The sequence below is a fragment of the Amycolatopsis sp. NPDC041971 genome (assembly GCF_055588925.1).
Genome location: NZ_JBVJCE010000001.1, coordinates 568,609 through 583,905 on the forward strand (window position 1 = coordinate 568,609; position 15,297 = coordinate 583,905).

General features: G+C 68.8%; 17 protein-coding genes. 13 read left to right on the plus strand and 4 right to left on the minus strand.

The annotated features are described in order from the left end of the window. Nucleotides 1–10 precede the first annotated feature (10 nt). The 8 genes from ACZ6DT_RS02915 (at nt 11) to dnaB (ending at nt 6,650) form a co-directional block, all read left to right on the plus strand. Nucleotides 11–526, plus strand: coding sequence for a single-stranded DNA-binding protein (locus ACZ6DT_RS02915; RefSeq protein WP_465488208.1), 516 nt, complete (start codon nt 11–13; stop codon nt 524–526). Nucleotides 527–603: 77 nt separating this feature from the next. Beyond that, the gene (gene rpsR / locus ACZ6DT_RS02920; protein WP_005168122.1) at nt 604–852 is read left to right on the plus strand and encodes a 30S ribosomal protein S18; all 249 of its coding nucleotides are present in this window, start codon (nt 604–606) and stop codon (nt 850–852) included. 12 nt (nt 853–864) lie between these two features. Continuing rightward, nucleotides 865–1,320 (plus strand): 50S ribosomal protein L9, encoded by a 456-nt coding sequence (rplI, locus tag ACZ6DT_RS02925; RefSeq protein WP_276365379.1) that lies wholly within the window; start codon nt 865–867, stop codon nt 1,318–1,320. A 163-nt stretch (nt 1,321–1,483) separates the two neighbouring features. Further along, a complete protein-coding gene (locus ACZ6DT_RS02930; RefSeq protein ID WP_465587687.1) occupies nt 1,484–1,888 on the plus strand; it encodes a hypothetical protein in 405 nt (134 codons plus the stop codon). Further along, nucleotides 1,888–2,481 carry a DUF3558 domain-containing protein gene (locus ACZ6DT_RS02935; RefSeq protein ID WP_465587690.1) on the plus strand — a complete coding sequence of 198 codons (594 nt, stop codon included), beginning with the start codon at nt 1,888–1,890 and terminating at the stop codon, nt 2,479–2,481. The genes ACZ6DT_RS02930 and ACZ6DT_RS02935 overlap by 1 nt, the downstream gene beginning before the upstream one ends. Before the next feature lie 3 nt (nt 2,482–2,484). Further along, nucleotides 2,485–3,870, plus strand: coding sequence for a PPE domain-containing protein (locus ACZ6DT_RS02940; RefSeq protein WP_465587693.1), 1,386 nt, complete (start codon nt 2,485–2,487; stop codon nt 3,868–3,870). Nucleotides 3,871–3,967: 97 nt separating this feature from the next. Next, nucleotides 3,968–4,765 carry an ESX secretion-associated protein EspG gene (locus ACZ6DT_RS02945; protein ID WP_465587695.1) on the plus strand — a complete coding sequence of 266 codons (798 nt, stop codon included), beginning with the start codon at nt 3,968–3,970 and terminating at the stop codon, nt 4,763–4,765. 475 nt (nt 4,766–5,240) lie between these two features. Continuing rightward, nucleotides 5,241–6,650: a replicative DNA helicase gene (gene dnaB, locus ACZ6DT_RS02950; RefSeq protein ID WP_465588804.1), complete on the plus strand. Its 1,410-nt coding sequence runs from the start codon at nt 5,241–5,243 to the stop codon at nt 6,648–6,650. A 194-nt stretch (nt 6,651–6,844) separates the two neighbouring features. Here the strand turns inward: dnaB and ACZ6DT_RS02955 are convergent, their stop codons facing one another. Beyond that, complete coding sequence (locus tag ACZ6DT_RS02955) at nt 6,845–7,960, minus strand: FAD-dependent oxidoreductase (RefSeq protein WP_465587698.1); 1,116 nt, start codon at nt 7,958–7,960, stop codon at nt 6,845–6,847. 70 nt (nt 7,961–8,030) lie between these two features. On the opposite strand from ACZ6DT_RS02955, the gene ACZ6DT_RS02960 reads away from it, so the two are divergent. Continuing rightward, nucleotides 8,031–8,711: a TetR/AcrR family transcriptional regulator gene (locus ACZ6DT_RS02960; RefSeq protein WP_465588807.1), complete on the plus strand. Its 681-nt coding sequence runs from the start codon at nt 8,031–8,033 to the stop codon at nt 8,709–8,711. Here ACZ6DT_RS02960 and ACZ6DT_RS02965 read toward each other — a convergent pair. After that, complete coding sequence (locus ACZ6DT_RS02965; protein ID WP_465587701.1) at nt 8,703–9,584, minus strand: aminoglycoside phosphotransferase family protein; 882 nt, start codon at nt 9,582–9,584, stop codon at nt 8,703–8,705. The genes ACZ6DT_RS02960 and ACZ6DT_RS02965 overlap by 9 nt on opposite strands. A gap of 65 nt (nt 9,585–9,649) precedes the next feature. Between ACZ6DT_RS02965 and ACZ6DT_RS02970 the strand changes: the two genes are divergently transcribed. After that, a complete protein-coding gene (locus ACZ6DT_RS02970) occupies nt 9,650–10,828 on the plus strand; it encodes a serine hydrolase domain-containing protein (protein WP_465587704.1) in 1,179 nt (392 codons plus the stop codon). Between the two features lie 128 nt (nt 10,829–10,956). On the opposite strand, the gene ACZ6DT_RS02975 is transcribed toward ACZ6DT_RS02970, so the two are convergent. After that, nucleotides 10,957–11,418: a MarR family winged helix-turn-helix transcriptional regulator gene (locus ACZ6DT_RS02975; RefSeq protein ID WP_465587707.1), complete on the minus strand. Its 462-nt coding sequence runs from the start codon at nt 11,416–11,418 to the stop codon at nt 10,957–10,959. A gap of 64 nt (nt 11,419–11,482) precedes the next feature. Here ACZ6DT_RS02975 and ACZ6DT_RS02980 point away from each other — a divergent pair, with 64 nt between their 5' ends. After that, nucleotides 11,483–11,851: a MarR family transcriptional regulator gene (locus ACZ6DT_RS02980; RefSeq protein ID WP_465587710.1), complete on the plus strand. Its 369-nt coding sequence runs from the start codon at nt 11,483–11,485 to the stop codon at nt 11,849–11,851. 57 nt (nt 11,852–11,908) lie between these two features. Further along, nucleotides 11,909–12,709: a dioxygenase family protein gene (locus ACZ6DT_RS02985; protein ID WP_465587712.1), complete on the plus strand. Its 801-nt coding sequence runs from the start codon at nt 11,909–11,911 to the stop codon at nt 12,707–12,709. Here ACZ6DT_RS02985 and ACZ6DT_RS02990 read toward each other — a convergent pair. Then, nucleotides 12,706–13,872 carry an MFS transporter gene (locus ACZ6DT_RS02990; protein WP_465587715.1) on the minus strand — a complete coding sequence of 389 codons (1,167 nt, stop codon included), beginning with the start codon at nt 13,870–13,872 and terminating at the stop codon, nt 12,706–12,708. The genes ACZ6DT_RS02985 and ACZ6DT_RS02990 overlap by 4 nt on opposite strands. Before the next feature lie 91 nt (nt 13,873–13,963). On the opposite strand from ACZ6DT_RS02990, the gene ACZ6DT_RS02995 reads away from it, so the two are divergent. Beyond that, nucleotides 13,964–15,163: an ROK family transcriptional regulator gene (locus ACZ6DT_RS02995; RefSeq protein WP_465587718.1), complete on the plus strand. Its 1,200-nt coding sequence runs from the start codon at nt 13,964–13,966 to the stop codon at nt 15,161–15,163. The last annotated feature ends 134 nt before the right edge of the window (nt 15,164–15,297 follow it).

Below are 15,297 nucleotides of genomic sequence, written 5' to 3' on the forward strand. Positions count from 1 at the left end.
GGACTTCCCGATGGCTGGAGACACCGTCATCACGGTGATCGGCAATCTCACGTCCGACCCGGAGCTTCGCTTCACCCCCTCCGGTGCGGCGGTCGCGAACTTCACGGTCGCGTCCACCCCGCGCACACTGGACAAGCAGTCCGGTGAGTGGAAGGACGGCGAGGCCCTGTTCCTGCGCTGCAACATTTGGCGTCAGGCGGCCGAGAACGTCGCCGAGTCGCTGACGCGTGGCGCGCGTGTCGTCGTGCAGGGGCGCCTCAAGCAGCGGTCTTTCGAGACCAAGGAAGGCGAGAAGCGCACCGTCGTCGAGCTCGAGGTCGATGAGATCGGCCCGTCGCTGCGTTACGCCACCGCCAAGGTGAACAAGGTCAGCCGTGGCACCGGTGGCGGTGGAGGCGGCGGCTTCGGTGGCGGCGGCGGTGGCGGCCAGTCCGGCCCGCCCGCCGACGACCCGTGGGGTTCCGCCCCGCCCGCCGGTGGCGGCGGTGGCGGCGGCGGCGGATTCTCCGACGAGCCGCCCTTCTGATCAGGCGATCCACCGCGGGCGAGAGCTCCGCGAGACGCCTCGAGACAACCACTACGTAGAAATCCAGGAGAAATACCGTGGCCAAGCCACCCATCCGCAAGCCCAAGAAGAAGGTCTGCGTGTTCTGCAAGGCCGAGAAGAAGGGCCGCCCGGAGAACATCGACTACAAGGACACCAACCTGCTTCGGAAGTACATCTCCGACCGCGGGAAGATCCGTGCCCGCCGGGTGACCGGCAACTGCAGCCAGCACCAGCGTGACATCGCCATCGCGGTCAAGAACTCCCGCGAAATGGCGCTGCTGCCCTACACCTCGACCGCACGCTAAGGAGGCACGTCAATGGCGAAGATCATTCTCACCACCGACGTCGCCAACCTCGGTGGGCCCGGCGACATCGTCGAGGTCAAGGACGGCTACGCGCGCAACTACCTGCTCCCCCGCGGCTACGCCATCGTGGCCACCAAGGGCGCGGAGAAGAACGTGCGCACGATCAAGCGGGCGCAGGAGAGCCGTCGCATCCGCGACCTCGACCACGCCAAGGAGATCAAGGCGACCCTGGAGGGCCTCGGCGCCGTCCAGCTGAGCGGCAAGGCGGCCGAGGGCTCGAAGAAGCTCTTCGGTTCGATCACCACCGCCGAGATCGTGGACGCGATCAAGGCCGCGGGTGGCCCGCTGCTCGACAAGCGCGTCATCGAGCTGAAGGACCACATCAAGACCGTGGGCAAGCACTCGGTCGGCGCCCGCCTGCACCCCGACGTGCGCGTCGACGTGCGGCTCGAGGTCAAGGCCAAGTAACACCGCTTCGGCAAGGGCGGGACGTCTCCATCACGGAGAGGTCCCGCCCTTTGCTTTGCGCGGAACCCCAGCCGGCCGGGTCACGTCTTAGGATTGACGGGGGTCGGGGCGGTATCGAGACTCGACGTCGAGGCACGGGGACTCAAAAGGGGATCTGGAACCAATGGCTTACGACAGCAACGCCGAGCAGAACCGGCAGGAGAAGGTCACGGTGTCCGCGCCGGCCAATCCTGACCAGCCGTCGTCGGGCGGAGGCGGTGGCGGGTTCACCTTCGACAAGGACAAGATCGACGCCATCATCAAGAAGTGGACGGACCTGCAGATCGAGCTCAAGCGGGACTTCAACGACGCGAACCTGATGGCGAACGTCAAGGCGCCCGGCAAGGAGTTCGCGAGCGGCGACTGGGAGAAGCTCGCCAACCCCTCGGGCAAGGCCTTCCTGGAGCAGAACCAGAAGATGCAGGACTACGTCAAGAACTACATCGACCAGCTGACCGCCGCGAAACAGAAGATCGCCACGAACGAGGCCGAAACGCAGGCTTCGCTCAACAAGCACAAGGCCGTGTGATGCGACGTTCCCTCGTTCTCCTCCTGGCCGCGGGCGCGCTGGTCGCCGGCTGTTCGGGCACCAAGAACGGCACCGCCTCGTCGGAGCCGTCCTACACGACCGGCTCTCCCAGCGCGTCGAGCGGTTCGTCCGGCTCCGCGCCTAAGGTGTCGAGCCCGTTGAAGACCTCGTCGATCGAGAGCGACGCCTGTTCCGCGCTTTCCGCGGCGAAGCGGTCCGAGCTCGGTCTCGGCGAAGGCGAGCCGCGGACGACGAGCGTCGGACCCGGCTGCTCGATCTTCGCCGCCGACGACCGGCTGAACCAGATCGAGATCAGCCCGGTGCTCGCGAACAAGAACGGCCTCAGCGACGTCTACGACACAAAGGCCAACGACGAGTACTTCGAGCCGACCGAGGTCGCCGGGTACCCGGCGGTGTACGCCGCGGCGCTCGACGGCCGCAAGAACGGCAAATGCGGCCTTTTCGTCGGCGTGACCGACCAGCTGGCCGTGAACATCCTGGTGCAGTACGACAACGGGCCCGGCGCGAGCGATCCGTGCCCGGTCGCGCTCAAAGTGGGGGAAGCGATGATCGAGACGTTGAAGGAGGGCTGACGCGTGTTCCTGCTGCCGATCATCGCCGGGTATTCGGCCTACAACCTGGCGACCACGAAATCCGGCGACTTCGAAGCGTCGGGCGGCGATCGCAAGATCGACTGCTACAACATCTGGGAGAAGATCGTCACCGGTCCCGGTACCGGGTCGATCCAGGAGGGGCAGGCCGCGGCGACCCGGCTCAAGGCCGGCTACCAGGACAGGCTGACCACCATCGACAACCTGTCGAAGGAGATGGACGCCGCCTGGACCGGTAAGAGCGCCGAAGCCGCGCAGCAGTCCGGCGCGCATCCGCTGCGGACCTGGATGGAGGACTCCGGCAAGAAGCTGGTGGACTCCGACAAGTACCTCGGCGAGCAGAACACCGCGTTCACCACGGTGAAGGCGAAGGTGCAGCCGGTTTCGCAGGACCCGCCGAAGAACAACCTGCTCAACTCCATCACCCCGTGGACCACCGACACCGACCGCGCGATCCGGGACTACAACCAAAAGGGTCAAGCGAACGTCGACGCGTTCAACGAGTACTTCAAGGCCAGTTCCGAGAACGGCAAGAAGATGCCCACCTACAACAAGATGGAGGGGCAGAACACGAACGTCGACGTCAACGGCGGCGGTGGCGACGGCAAGGACAGGGACAAGGACGGCAACGGGAACGGTCAGGGCGACCGGAACGGGCACCACGGTATGCCGGGCATCTCGACGCCGCCCGGTTCGATGCCGCCCGGCGGGATGCCGAGCGTCCCCGGTTCGAACATGCCGGGCATCGGCACGCCGGGTTCGAACCCGCCAGGGTCGAACTTCCCGGGCAGCAACCTGCCGGGGTCGAACCTGCCCGGCTCGAACCTGCCCGGCTCGAACCTGCCGGGTTCCGGCTTTCCGGGTTCCAACCTGCCCGGCGGGCAGTACAACCCGAACATCCCCGGCAGCAACTACAAGCCGCCGTCCTGGGACGACGGGACGAGCGCCTCCGGCTACACCCCACCGAAGATCCCCGGCGCCGGTGGCGGCGGTTTCGGCCCCGGTGGCGGGGGAGGCGGTGGCGCAGGCTTCGGCGGCACCGACATCCCCGGTGCGGGCGGTTTCGGTCCGGACGGCGGCTTCGGTCCCGGATTCGGTCCCGGTGGCGGGAGCGGCGCGGCCCTGCCCGGCAACGCGGGTGCGATGGGCGGCGCCGGTACGGGAGCCGGTGGCGCCGGTTCCGGTTCCGGCGCCGGAGCGGGTCGCGGCGCCGGCGGAATGATGGGCGGCATGGGCGGTATGGGAGCCGGTGGCGCCAAGGGCAAGGGCGCCGAGGACGAGGAACGCAGCGCCAAATTCCTCGTCGGCGACGATCCCAACGAGATCTTCGGGACCGACGAACTCACCGCACCGCCGGTGATCGGCGAGTAGTCGGCACGAGCGAGCCGGGCGCGTGCCAAGATTGGGGCCGCGCCCGGCTTGTCTTGTTCCGGGTTGGACGAACAAGAACGACTAGGGGGCAGTTCCGGTGCTGGACAAGCAGGTCACGATCACGACCGGCACCCTCATCACGCTGATCCGCCGACGGGGCGGCGAACCGCATACGATCCTGTCGGAAACGCCGACCTGGTACGACGAGGAAGCGCAGCGGGCCGAGGACGAGCGGACCAACGAGGAGCTGGCGAGCCAGGGCCTCTTCGGCGCGCGGGGGCTGCACCCGGGCTTCAAGGCGACGCTCGAAGCGATCGCCAGGCCGTCGCTCGAGTACTACGGCTGGATCGACGGCGGGTTCGAGGGCAAGGCGCTGAGCTTCACCCTGCTCGCGGGGAGCGCCGGCGGCGAGGGGTTCGTGCTCGCCCGGCACAGCGAGCACGACGGCATCGCGCTCGCGTCGGTGCGCACCGAAGAACTGCTCACCGAGTTCCTCGACCAGATCCCGAAGCTCGTGCCGGGACGCGGCCGCCCGATCGCCGTCCCGAAGAGTCAGGTCGAGGCCTCGCGGGCGTCGTCGACGGCGCAGGACGAAGGCTTCGAGGTGCTTCGCAGCGGACGGCAGAGTGCCGGAAGCCAGGAGGCCGACGAGCTTCGCCGCATCCTCGCGTTACGCCGTTTGGGGAGCGGCAGCCTCTACGTCGCGGCTCGGGGCCGGAGCGGCGCGCGACAGCGGATCGAACGCCCGGTGAACTACATCGATACGACCGAAGGCCGGTGGCTGACCGAAGAGGTACCGGGAAGTGGCGAGCCGAGGATCGCCTTCACCCCCGCCGACCAGCAGGTTCTCGCAGAACGACTACGGAGCGCACAGGGCAGGTTGTTCGCGTCCTGAAATCCACCGCTACCGACCCGATGGGTCATCCCTCCACTCTCCGTGGCATTCATCCACAGGGCACTCCTGTGCGGCCGCGTGCGACACGCCGAACGACGAGTTTTACCCGACACGCCGGATGGAGTTGAATAAAGTTCTCCACAGTGTCTCCACAGGCGCTGACCAGCACTTTTGTCAGACCATTCCCTCGTTGCCCACAAGTTGTACACAGGCTTTGGGCTACCTGTGAAGAGATGCCCCCAGTCATCCCCAGGTTATCCACAGGGCGGTCCCCAGGCGAAATTGCGCTGGTCCTTTCGGGGGGCCTACCGTGCCCGCCGGGCCAGTACGCACCGTGGTGGTCGTCCGGCAGGAGAAGTGCACAGGGGAGCGCCGGGAGCCGAGGGAGGGCGGCCGGTGGACGCGGGCGGACCGACCGGGGAAATTCTGGCATAATCGAACGCGTGTTCGATGTCTTGAGGAGGTGGCAGCAGCGGTGGCGCTGACCGACGACCGCAATCCGATGTACACGGAATCCGACCCGGGTCCCGGCGACCCCGGTCCGCGTGGCGGCGAATACGACCGCCAGCCTCCGCAGGACATCGCGGCCGAGCAGTCCGTGCTCGGCGGCATGCTGCTGTCGAAGGACGCCGTCGCCGACGTCATCGAAGCCCTCGGGCCCGACGACTTCTACCGGCCCGCGCATCAGGCGATCTACGACGTCGTCCTCGACCTCTACGGACGCGGCGAACCCGCCGACCCGATCACCGTCTCCGCCGAACTGGAACGCCGCGGCGAACTGGGCCGGGTCGGCGGCGCCCCGTACCTGCACACCCTGATCGCGACGGTGCCCACGGCGGCGAACGCCGGGTACTACGCCGAGATCGTCTCCGAGAAGGCGGTGCTGCGGCGCCTGGTCGAAGCGGGCACGCGGATCGTGCAGTACGGCTACGGCGCGGCCGCGGCCGACGGCGCGAACATCGACGAGGTCGTCGATCGCGCGCAGGCCGCGATCTACGACGTCACCGAACGGCGCACCAGCGAGGACTACGTCGCGCTGGAAGAACTGCTCCAGCCGACCATGGACGAGATCGACGCGATCGCCTCGCGCGGCGGGCAGTCACAGGGCATCCCCACCGGCTTCGCCGACTTCGACGATCTGACCAACGGCCTGCACCCCGGCCAGATGATCATCGTCGCGGCGCGTCCCGGGGTAGGAAAATCGACACTGGGCCTGGATTTCGCGCGTTCGGCGTCCATCAAACACGGTCTGACCAGCGTGATCTTCTCGCTGGAAATGAGCAGGACCGAGATCGTCATGCGCATGCTCTCGGCCGAGGCCCGGATCCGCCTGGCGGATATGCGCGGTGGCAAGATGTCCGACGACGACTGGACGCGGCTCGCGCGCCGGATGAGCGAGGTCTCCGAGGCGCCGCTGTTCGTCGACGACTCGCCGAACATGACGATGATGGAGATCCGCGCGAAGGCCAGGCGGCTCAAGCAGCGCAACGATCTCAAGCTCGTCGTCCTCGACTATCTCCAGCTGATGACCTCGGGCAAACGCGTCGAGTCGCGGCAGCAGGAGGTCTCGGAGTTCTCGCGGCAGATGAAGCTGCTGGCCAAGGAGATCGAGGTCCCGGTGATCGCGATCAGCCAGCTGAACCGTGGTCCCGAGCAGCGGACCGACAAACGCCCGATGCTGTCCGACCTCCGTGAGTCCGGTTCGCTGGAGCAGGACGCCGACCTCGTCATCCTGGTCAACCGCCCCGACGCCTGGGAGCGGGACGACCCGCGTGCCGGCGAGGCGGACCTGATCATCGCGAAGCACCGTGCCGGGCCGACGGCGACGATCACCGTCGCGCACCAGCTGCACTACAGCCGCTTCGTCGACCTTTCGCACGACTAGCGAACGGGCTTGCGGGGTTTCCCGGTTGAGCACTTTTTCTCGTGGATGACTTCATCTCGATCTCATTCATGAGGTGATCGTGAGACGCTGCCCGGCGCGGTGTCGAACGCGGCCGACCCGGGTCCATGCCTTCACTCCGCTCACCGTGAGGCTCACCGCGACAGCGGTTCAGCGCACAGCGTGCTTCCCCGGCCTCACTCCGGCTGGAAGAACGCGAGCATCTTCTGCCCGGCATCCGGCGCCGTCAGGAGTTCGTGGACCCGTGCGGACATCCGGGCGGCGGCGCTCGTGCGCTCGAACATCTCGTGTTCGTAGTCCTTGACGGCGGTCGGGAAGTCGTCGGGGTGCGCGGCCAGTGCGAGGCCGAGCAGAGCGCCGTCCAGCAGGGCCATGTTGGCGCCTTCCCCCACCGGCGGCATCAGGTGCGCTGCGTCGCCGAGCAGCGTGACGCCGGGATTCGCCTGCCAGGTCAGGCCCACCGGAAGGGCGGCGATCGGCCGGGGCACGACCATGTCGTCGCAGGCCGCGATGAGCGCGGTGAAGCGGGCGTCCCAGCCGTCGAGTTCCTCGATCAGCCGTGTCCGGGCGGCGGCCGGGTCGTCGAAGGGGATCCCGCTCGTGGCGAGCCAGTCCTCGGCGGTGTTGTGGAAGCTCAGGCCGACGCGGACGCATCCGTCGCCGTTGCGCTGCGCGGCCAGGGATTTCCCGTCGCCGAGCGCCCAGTAGGTGCCGCGCCCGACCATCGCCGCGAGGTCGGGATGGGTCCGATCGATGTCGGAGATACAGAGCTCGACGAGATTGTGGCCGAGATGCGCCGGGCGGGCATCGGTGAGCAGCGCCCGGACCCGGGAGTTCGCGCCGTCGGCGCCGACCAGCAGGTCGTACGCCGCACTGGTCCCGTCGACAAAGTGCAGCACGCCGCCGGTGGCGGACGCGAACGCGTTCCCCCAGCGCACGGTGTCTTCGGGGAGCGAGTCCAGCAGCAGGTCCCGCAGCTCGGCCCGGTCGACTTCGGGTCGCGCGAACGGCGCGTCGTCGGGTGTGTCCTCCTGCACCAGCAGGGTGCCGTCCGGCTCCAGAAGCGTCATGTCCTGCCCCTCGCGGCGGGCGATCGTGTGGAAGGCGTCGCTCAGCCCGGCCTCACGAAGCGCCCGTTGACCGGTGTCGGCATGGATGTCGAGCATGCCGCCCTGGCCACGCGCGTCGCGTGACGGTTCCCGTTCGTAGACGACGGCGTCGATGCCGTTGACGTGCAGAACGCGAGCGAGCGTGAGGCCGCCGAGGCCCGCCCCGACGATGACGATGGACATGGTCGTCCTCCTTCGATACACCGTATTGGTCAATACACCGTATCGAACGATGCGTTGTATTGTCCTCGGCATGGTGGTGTGGGAGCGGCCGGAGCCGCCGGATCGGCCGGCCCTGGCCCCGCTGAGCCGGGAGCGGATCGTGCGAGCGGCGATCGAGCTCGCCGACGCGGACGGGCTGGACGCGGTCTCGTTGCGCAAGATCGCCACCGCGCTGGACGTCGGCCCGATGCGGCTGTACGGCTACATCGCGAGCAAGGAAGAGCTGCTCGACCTGATGGTCGACGCCGCCCACGCCGAGATCCGGCCCGCCGGAAACGGCTGGCGGAAGGTGTTGCGGTCGCACGCCGAAGCCATGCGGCGCACCGTTCACGAGCACGAATGGCTCGCCGATCTCCTGGGTGGCCGCCCCCAGCTCGGCCCGCACGCGCTGGCCAGTGGGGAGGCCGTGATGTCCGCGCTGGGCGACCTCGGCGTGGACGCCGTCATGCCGGTGGTCTCCGCCGTCAACGCGTACACGATCGGCGCGGTACGCCGGGAGATCGCCGAGCGGCGCGCGGAACGCGCCACCGGCATGGACGAGAAGCGCTGGCAGGCCGCGCTCGGGCCCTATCTGGAGCGGTCCTTCGCCACCGGCGAGCTCCCCGCGCTGGCCGCGGTGGTGCGCGACGCCGTCCACCTGGACGCCGACGAGACCTTTCGGATCGGCCTCGAATTTCTGCTGGACGGCATCGAAGCCCGCCTCTCAAGCTGAAGCGCGTTCGAGCGCCGCCCGACCCGCCGGTTCCCAAGCCGGTTTGCCGCCGGGGAGGCCGAGCCTGCCGTTGTGTCCGATGCCGATCAGGTGCAGTGCGCGCAGGACCGCCCAGCCGCGAGCCCGTGCGACGGTGGCCTCGTCCGCGACCTCGTAGGCGTCGAAGAACCGGCTCGCCGCGCCCGGGGGAAGCAGGATCCAGGCCGCCGACAGGTCCGTCGCGGGATCACCCGCGCACAGCTCGCCGAAGTCGATCACCCCGGAGAGCGTCCCCTCCCGCACGATCACGTTCGCGGGATGGAGATCGCCGTGCAGCCAGGCCGGTGCCTCGTGCCAAGCGGGCGCAGCGACTGCCTTCTCCCAGATTTCCCTGGCGGCCTCGATGTCCGCATCGCCGTCGATGAACTCCAGCCCCTGGTCGAAACCGTCGCGCATCGCGGCGAGCGGGATGCCGCGGGTGGGGTTGACCGGGGCTTCCGCCGGTGCGTCCCGATGCAGCGCCTTGAGGAAACCCGCGAGGATCTCGGCCGCGTCGTGGCGGCTGATCGGCGTTTGATCCGCGGGCTCACCCTCAACCCAGCGGGTGATCGTCCAGGGGTGCTCGAACAGGGCCGATGGTTCACCGACGCGCACCGGGACGGGCGTCGGCAGCGGCAGGCGATCGGCCAGCACGGGCAGCCACTTCTGCTCGTTGCGCAGGAGGCCGGGAGCACGCTCGGTGCGCGGCAGCCGGACTCCCAGCTCCGGCCCGAGGCGCCACTGCTGGTTGTCCCAGCCACCGTCGACGTCGCGGAGTTCGAGCTCCGCGAGATCCGGATGCTGTTTTCGCAGCAAGGCCCGCACGAGAGCCTGTTCGAACCTGAATTCGTCCATGGTCGAGACTCCCATGTCAGTGCCGTGACCGTCCCGTGTCAGCGCGGTCCGCCAACGTGGGCACCATGAACAAGACCTTGAAGACCTTCCGCCGCATCGGCCTCACCGCGCTGGCCGCCGCACTGCTGACGGGACTGGCCGTGCCGACGGCTTCCGCCGGGCAGGACCGGCCGGAGCTGCGGCGCGCCGTCCAGGAGTTCGTCGACGCCGGGTTCGGCGGGATGCAGCTGCGCGTCCGTGACGAGCGGGGTGAATGGACCGGCAGTGCCGGGGTGCGCGAGCTGGGCGGGACCGCGAAACCGCCGACCGACGGTCACTTCCGCGTCGGCAGTACGTCGAAGAACTTCACCGCGACCCTGGTGCTGCAACTGGTGGCCGAGGGCAGGATCGGGCTCGACACCCCGGTCGCCGGGTTCCTGCCGCGGTTCGGGCTGGACTCGCGGATCACCGTGCGGATGCTGCTGCAGCACACCAGCGGGCTGTTCAACCACACCGGCCAGTACCACCCGGACGGGACGGTCACGCCGGGGATTCCGTGGGCGGGCCAGGAGTGGGTGGACAAGCGGTTCCACACCTACCGGCCGGAAGAACTGGTGCGGTTGGCGGTGGCCAAGCCCGCGGTCTTCGAGCCCGGGGCGGGCTGGAGCTACTCCAACACCAACTACGTGGTGGCCAGGCTGCTGGTCGAGAAGCTCACCGGCCGCCCCTTCGCCGAGGAGCTGGACCGGCGGATCCTGCGGCCGCTCAAGCTGCGTGACACCTTGTCGCCGGGAGCGTGGGCGGGGATGCCCAAGCCGTACGCCCACGCGTACTACCGCTATGAAAACGCCGGCCAGTGGAAGACGATCGACGTCACGCGTCAGAACCCGTCCTGGATCTCCAGCGCCGGTGACATGATCTCGACGACCAAGGATCTCCAGACGTACTTTTCCGCGCTGCAGAGCGGAAAGCTCCTCCCGGCGGGGCTGATGGCCGAGATGCGCGAGACGCACCCCGGCAGCGAAAGCCTCTACGGCTTCTACGGTCTGGGGCAGTTCACACAGGACTTGGGGCCGGGCTGCGTCGGCACCGTCCTCAACCACAACGGTGGCCTCAACGGCTACGGATCGCTGATGTACAGCACACCGGACGGCAGCAAGACGCTGACCGCGTCGATCACCGCGGGCGATTCCGAGAAGGACCCGGTGCCGTCGTACCCGGCAGCGCTGAACAAGCTGCTCAAGACGGTGTTCTGCGGCAAGTGAGCACTATGGGGCCGTCTCCTCGTCGAGGACCGCCGGCCGTGAAGTGAGGTCGTCGACGAAGCGGCCGAACAGGATGCCGTGGGGGAACCGGTCGCTGTTGTTCCGCGACCCCGACGGCAACCTGTCGACTACTTCGCGCCGAGCGCGCCGTAGTCCCGGACGAACGCGGTCAGCAGCCGGGCGAACTCGTGGCGGTCTTCGTCCGGCCAGTCCGCCATCGCCTCGGCGAACACCGAGCGGCGGAATTCGTGCATACGCGTCACTTCGGCGCGGCCGGCGTCGGTGAGCACGAGGACGGCGCGGCGACCATCACGCTGATCGGCTTCGCGCCGGAGAAAACCGTCCTCGACCGCGCGTGCGACCAGACGGCTCGCGCGCGGCTGGTCGACGGTCAGCGCCGAGGCGAGGCTGGTGACAGTGCCCGGTTCGCCCCTCTCCTCCGCCGCCTCGACGGCGTCGAGGAGTCCCTGTATCGCCTGGTCCGGCATCGTTTCGGCGCGGTCGCGGGCGAGTTTCGACAGCGATCGCCTCGCCTGGCTCCGCCGGATGGCGATCATCGCGCGTTCCACGTCGGCCACGGCGTCCGTCATTGCCCGTCCTCACCCAAGTGCATGTATCTTTACATGTAGTTGCCGTCTACATGAAGGAGTATCCATGAAGCCCATCGGATTCTGGTTCGCCCACCTTCACCACGCCCTCGAATCCTCCCTGGAGGAGGTCCTCACCACCGAAGCACTGACCCGTCGCCACTGGCAGGTGCTGAACACGATCGACGATGGAGCCTCTGTCGACGAGGCGCTGTCGCCGTTCGGAGAGCTGGCGAAAACCGTCACCGACCTGCGCACTCGCGGCTGGGTCGACGCCGAAGGAGCCCTCACCGACGCTGGCCGGGAGGCGCATCTCCGCCTGAAGGCCAGGGTCGGCGAGTTCCGCTCACGCGCGACCGAAGGCATCAGCGACGACGACTACCGGACGACGGTCGGCGTGCTCGAACGGATGGCGGCGAACCTCGCGCGGGAATAAGGCGGAACAGGGTGTCGTCTATCCTGGTAGTTGAAAGTTCAAACACCTGGAGCTGACATGACGCCGGTGCTCTACCTCAGCCACGGCGCGCCGCCGCTCGCCGACGACGCCACCTGGACCCGCCAGCTCGCCGGCTGGTCCGCGGATCTCGAAAAGCCGAAGGCGATCCTCGTCGTCTCCGCGCACTGGGAAGAGGCACCGCTGACCCTCGGCGCCACCACCACGGTGCCGCTGGTCTACGACTTCTGGGGCTTCCCGGACCGCTACTACCAGGTGAAATACGCCGCGCCCGGCGCTCCCGAGCTGGCGGACAAGGTGCGCAAACTCCTGCGCTCGCCCCGGACGCCGGTCCACGACGCGCCCGACCGCGGCCTCGACCACGGCGCGTACGTCCCGCTCGTGGAGATGTATCCGGACGCCGACATCCCCGTGCTCCAGATGTCCATGCCGTCACTGGACCCCCGTGAGCTGTTCGACCTCGGCCGGAAGCTCGCGCCACTGCGCGACGAAGGCGTGCTGATCATCGGCAGCGGCTTCTTCACCCACAACCTGAGCGCGATGAGCCAGACCGACGGCACCGACGGGGCGCCGCCGTCGTGGTCGAGCGAATTCGACCACTGGGGTGCGGAAACGCTGCGCGACGGCGACCTCGACGCGTTGCTGGACTTCCGGCACAAGGCCCCCGCCGCGGCCGTCGCGCACCCCAGAATCGAACACTTCGCCCCGCTGTTCGTCTCGCTCGGCGCGAGCTTTTCGGAAGGAAAAGGCGCGATGAGTCCTCGGCGCGAATACGAACCTCGGACTGTCATCGACGGCTATTGGTACGGCCTCGCCAAGCGTTCCCTCCAGTTCGGCTAGCGGGACCGAAGGACGCCTGCGCCTGCCACCAGGCCGAGCGCCAACAGCGTGACCACCGCGAAGGACACCGTCAACGACGTCAGGTCGGCGATCCCGCCGATCAACGACGGCGCGACGAGACCCGACGAATAGGTGATGGTCGCGACGCCCGCGATCGACTGGCTCGGCGTCGGCCCGCTGCGTCCGGCCGCCGCGAAGGCGAGCGGCACGACGACGGAGACGCCGAGCCCGATCAACGCGAAACCGCCCATCGCCATCACCGGATGGGCGGCGAAGACGACCAGCAGCCCACCCGCCGTCGCGAAGACACCGCCCGCGCGGACGGTCCTGACCGAGCCGAAGCGCCGCACCAGCGCGTCGCCCGAGAGCCGGGCCACCGCCATCGTGCAGGTGAACGCGGTGGTCGACGCGGCCGCGATCCCCGGCGAGGTGCCGAGGACGTCACGCAGGTAGACGGCGGACCAGTCGAGGCTCGCCCCCTCGGCGAAAACGGCGCAGAACGCGACGGCACCGATGATCACGGCCGACTTCGGCGGTAGCGCGAACCTCGGTGGCGGATGCTCGTCGGGGGCACTGCGGACGTCGAACACGCCCTGGCAGAGGACCGCACCGGCCACGGTGAGCACGGCGGACACGATCGCGAAGTGGATCCGCGCGTCCAGCGCGGTGTGCGCGGCGAGCGTGCCCGCAGCGGAACCGACGAGCGCGCCCGTGGTCCACATGCCGTGCAGTCCCGACATGACCGACTTGCCCATCTTCTCCTCGACGTCGACGCCGAGGGCGTTCATCAGCACGTCCGAGGTGCCCGCCGCGGTGCCCATGACGAACAGCGCGAGGCACAGAGTGCCGAGATTTCCCGCCAGGGCGGGGAGGATCAGCGCCAGCGTCCAGTAGGCGAGCAGCAACCGGAGCCCCGGCCTGCCGCCGAGCCGGTGCCCGATCCGCGCGGCGAGCGGCATGGTGAGCGAGGCACCGATGGCGGGGAAGGCGAGCGCGAGACCGAGCTGGCCCGCGCTGATCCCCGCGTGTTCCTGGATCCACGGGATCCGGGTGGCGAAACTGCCGGTCACCGCGCCGTGCACGGCGAAGACGGCGGCGATGGCGACCCGCGCCTGCCGCACCCGCCGCGTCGGCCCGCCGACGATTTCCACTGTTTTGGTCACTGGGCCCCCAAGGTCCATGAGACGACTCGACGGATGTCAGCGTAAACTATCAGGAAGGGAACCTGATAATTAATTCTGGGAGGATCTGCCGGTGAGTGTCATCCGGATGCCGTCCGCCTCCCCGACCACCGCGCGTGCCATCAACGATCGCCTCGCGCTCGACCTGCTCCAACGCGAGGGCTCGCTGACGGCCGCCCAGCTCAAAACGTTGACCGGTCTTTCCCGGCCGACGGTGGCCGACCTCGTCGAACGCCTGCGGGACGCGGGGCTGATCGAGATCGTCGGCGAGGCGGGCGCGGAACGCCGCGGCCCGAACGCGAAGCTGTACGGCATCGTCGCCGAACGCGCGTATCTCGCGGGACTCGACGTCCGCACCCACGGCATGGCCGTTTCGGTAGCGGACCTCCTTGGCCGGACCCGCGCGGAGGCCTCGCTGCCGTTCGAGCTGGACATCGACACCGACGTGGCCGTCGAGCGGGCGATCGCCCTGTTGGAGACCACCACCGCCGAAGCGGGCGCGACAGCGCTGCACACGATCGCCGTCGGCGCTCCCGGTCTGGTCGACCCGGCGACCGGCGGTCTGCGGCCCGCCGGGGGATTGCCCGCGTGGCACGGGAAACTCGTCGACGAACTCCGGCGCCGGCGGGGTGTCCCGGTACTGCTGGAGAACGAGGTCAACCTCGCGGCCGCCGCCGAGCAACGACTCGGCGCCGCTCGCGATCGGGACACGTTCGTACTGCTGTGGCTGGGTTTCGGGGTGGGCGCGGCCGTCGTCCTCGACGGTTCGCTGCGGCGGGGCGCGTCGGGCGGCGCGGGGGAGATCGGCTTCCTGCCGATGCTGGGCCCGGGACGGCTCCCGACGGCGACCGACTGCGACGGCGGCTTCCACACCCTCGCGGGCGGCGCCGCGATCTGCGAACTCGCCCGCGAGTACGGCATCCCGGCTTCGTCCGCCGACAACGCCGAAGGGGCCGCAGTGGCTGTCGGGTACGCGATCGACGCGGACGCCGAGGACGCCGAGGTCTTCCTCGAGATCGTCGCGGAGCGGATCGCGATCGGTGCCGCCGCGGTCACCGCGGTACTGGACCCGGGATGTCTCGTGCTGGGCGGGGAGATCGGCCGCGCCGGTGGCGAAGCGTTGGCTGCCCGGGTGACCCGCCGGCTCGCGGAGATCTCGCCTCTCCGGACCGAGGTACGGGCCGGGACCGTCGGCGGGAGCGCGGTACTGGAAGGCGCGGTACTCACCGCGATGGGCGCCGCTCAGGACGCACTGTTCACCCCTGGGGGCTGAAGGGAACTTCAACTCTGCGGACAAAAGGAAGCGGGGCCGGGGGGGGTTCCCCGGGCCACGTCTGTTTCCTTCGTTGTTTTTCACGACCGGACAGTTCCCCTTGTTTTTGGCCTCTTTTCTGTTGGGGTGTCGGC

What these genes read in the sequence shown, in the direction of transcription:
- ACZ6DT_RS02915 (WP_465488208.1), top strand. Translation starts at nt 11, where the DNA reads ATGGCTGGAGACACCGTCATCACGGTGATCGGCAATCTCACGTCCGAC.
- rplI (WP_276365379.1), top strand. Translation starts at nt 865, where the DNA reads ATGGCGAAGATCATTCTCACCACCGACGTCGCCAACCTCGGTGGGCCC.
- ACZ6DT_RS02930 (WP_465587687.1), top strand. Translation starts at nt 1,484, where the DNA reads ATGGCTTACGACAGCAACGCCGAGCAGAACCGGCAGGAGAAGGTCACG.
- ACZ6DT_RS02935 (WP_465587690.1), top strand. Translation starts at nt 1,888, where the DNA reads ATGCGACGTTCCCTCGTTCTCCTCCTGGCCGCGGGCGCGCTGGTCGCC.
- ACZ6DT_RS02955 (WP_465587698.1), bottom strand. Translation starts at nt 7,960, where the DNA reads ATGTCCATCGTCATCGTCGGGGCGGGCCTCGGCGGCCTCACGCTCGCT.
- ACZ6DT_RS02960 (WP_465588807.1), top strand. Translation starts at nt 8,031, where the DNA reads ATGGTGGTGTGGGAGCGGCCGGAGCCGCCGGATCGGCCGGCCCTGGCC.
- ACZ6DT_RS02965 (WP_465587701.1), bottom strand. Translation starts at nt 9,584, where the DNA reads ATGGACGAATTCAGGTTCGAACAGGCTCTCGTGCGGGCCTTGCTGCGA.
- ACZ6DT_RS02970 (WP_465587704.1), top strand. Translation starts at nt 9,650, where the DNA reads ATGAACAAGACCTTGAAGACCTTCCGCCGCATCGGCCTCACCGCGCTG.
- ACZ6DT_RS02975 (WP_465587707.1), bottom strand. Translation starts at nt 11,418, where the DNA reads ATGACGGACGCCGTGGCCGACGTGGAACGCGCGATGATCGCCATCCGG.
- ACZ6DT_RS02980 (WP_465587710.1), top strand. Translation starts at nt 11,483, where the DNA reads ATGAAGCCCATCGGATTCTGGTTCGCCCACCTTCACCACGCCCTCGAA.
- ACZ6DT_RS02985 (WP_465587712.1), top strand. Translation starts at nt 11,909, where the DNA reads ATGACGCCGGTGCTCTACCTCAGCCACGGCGCGCCGCCGCTCGCCGAC.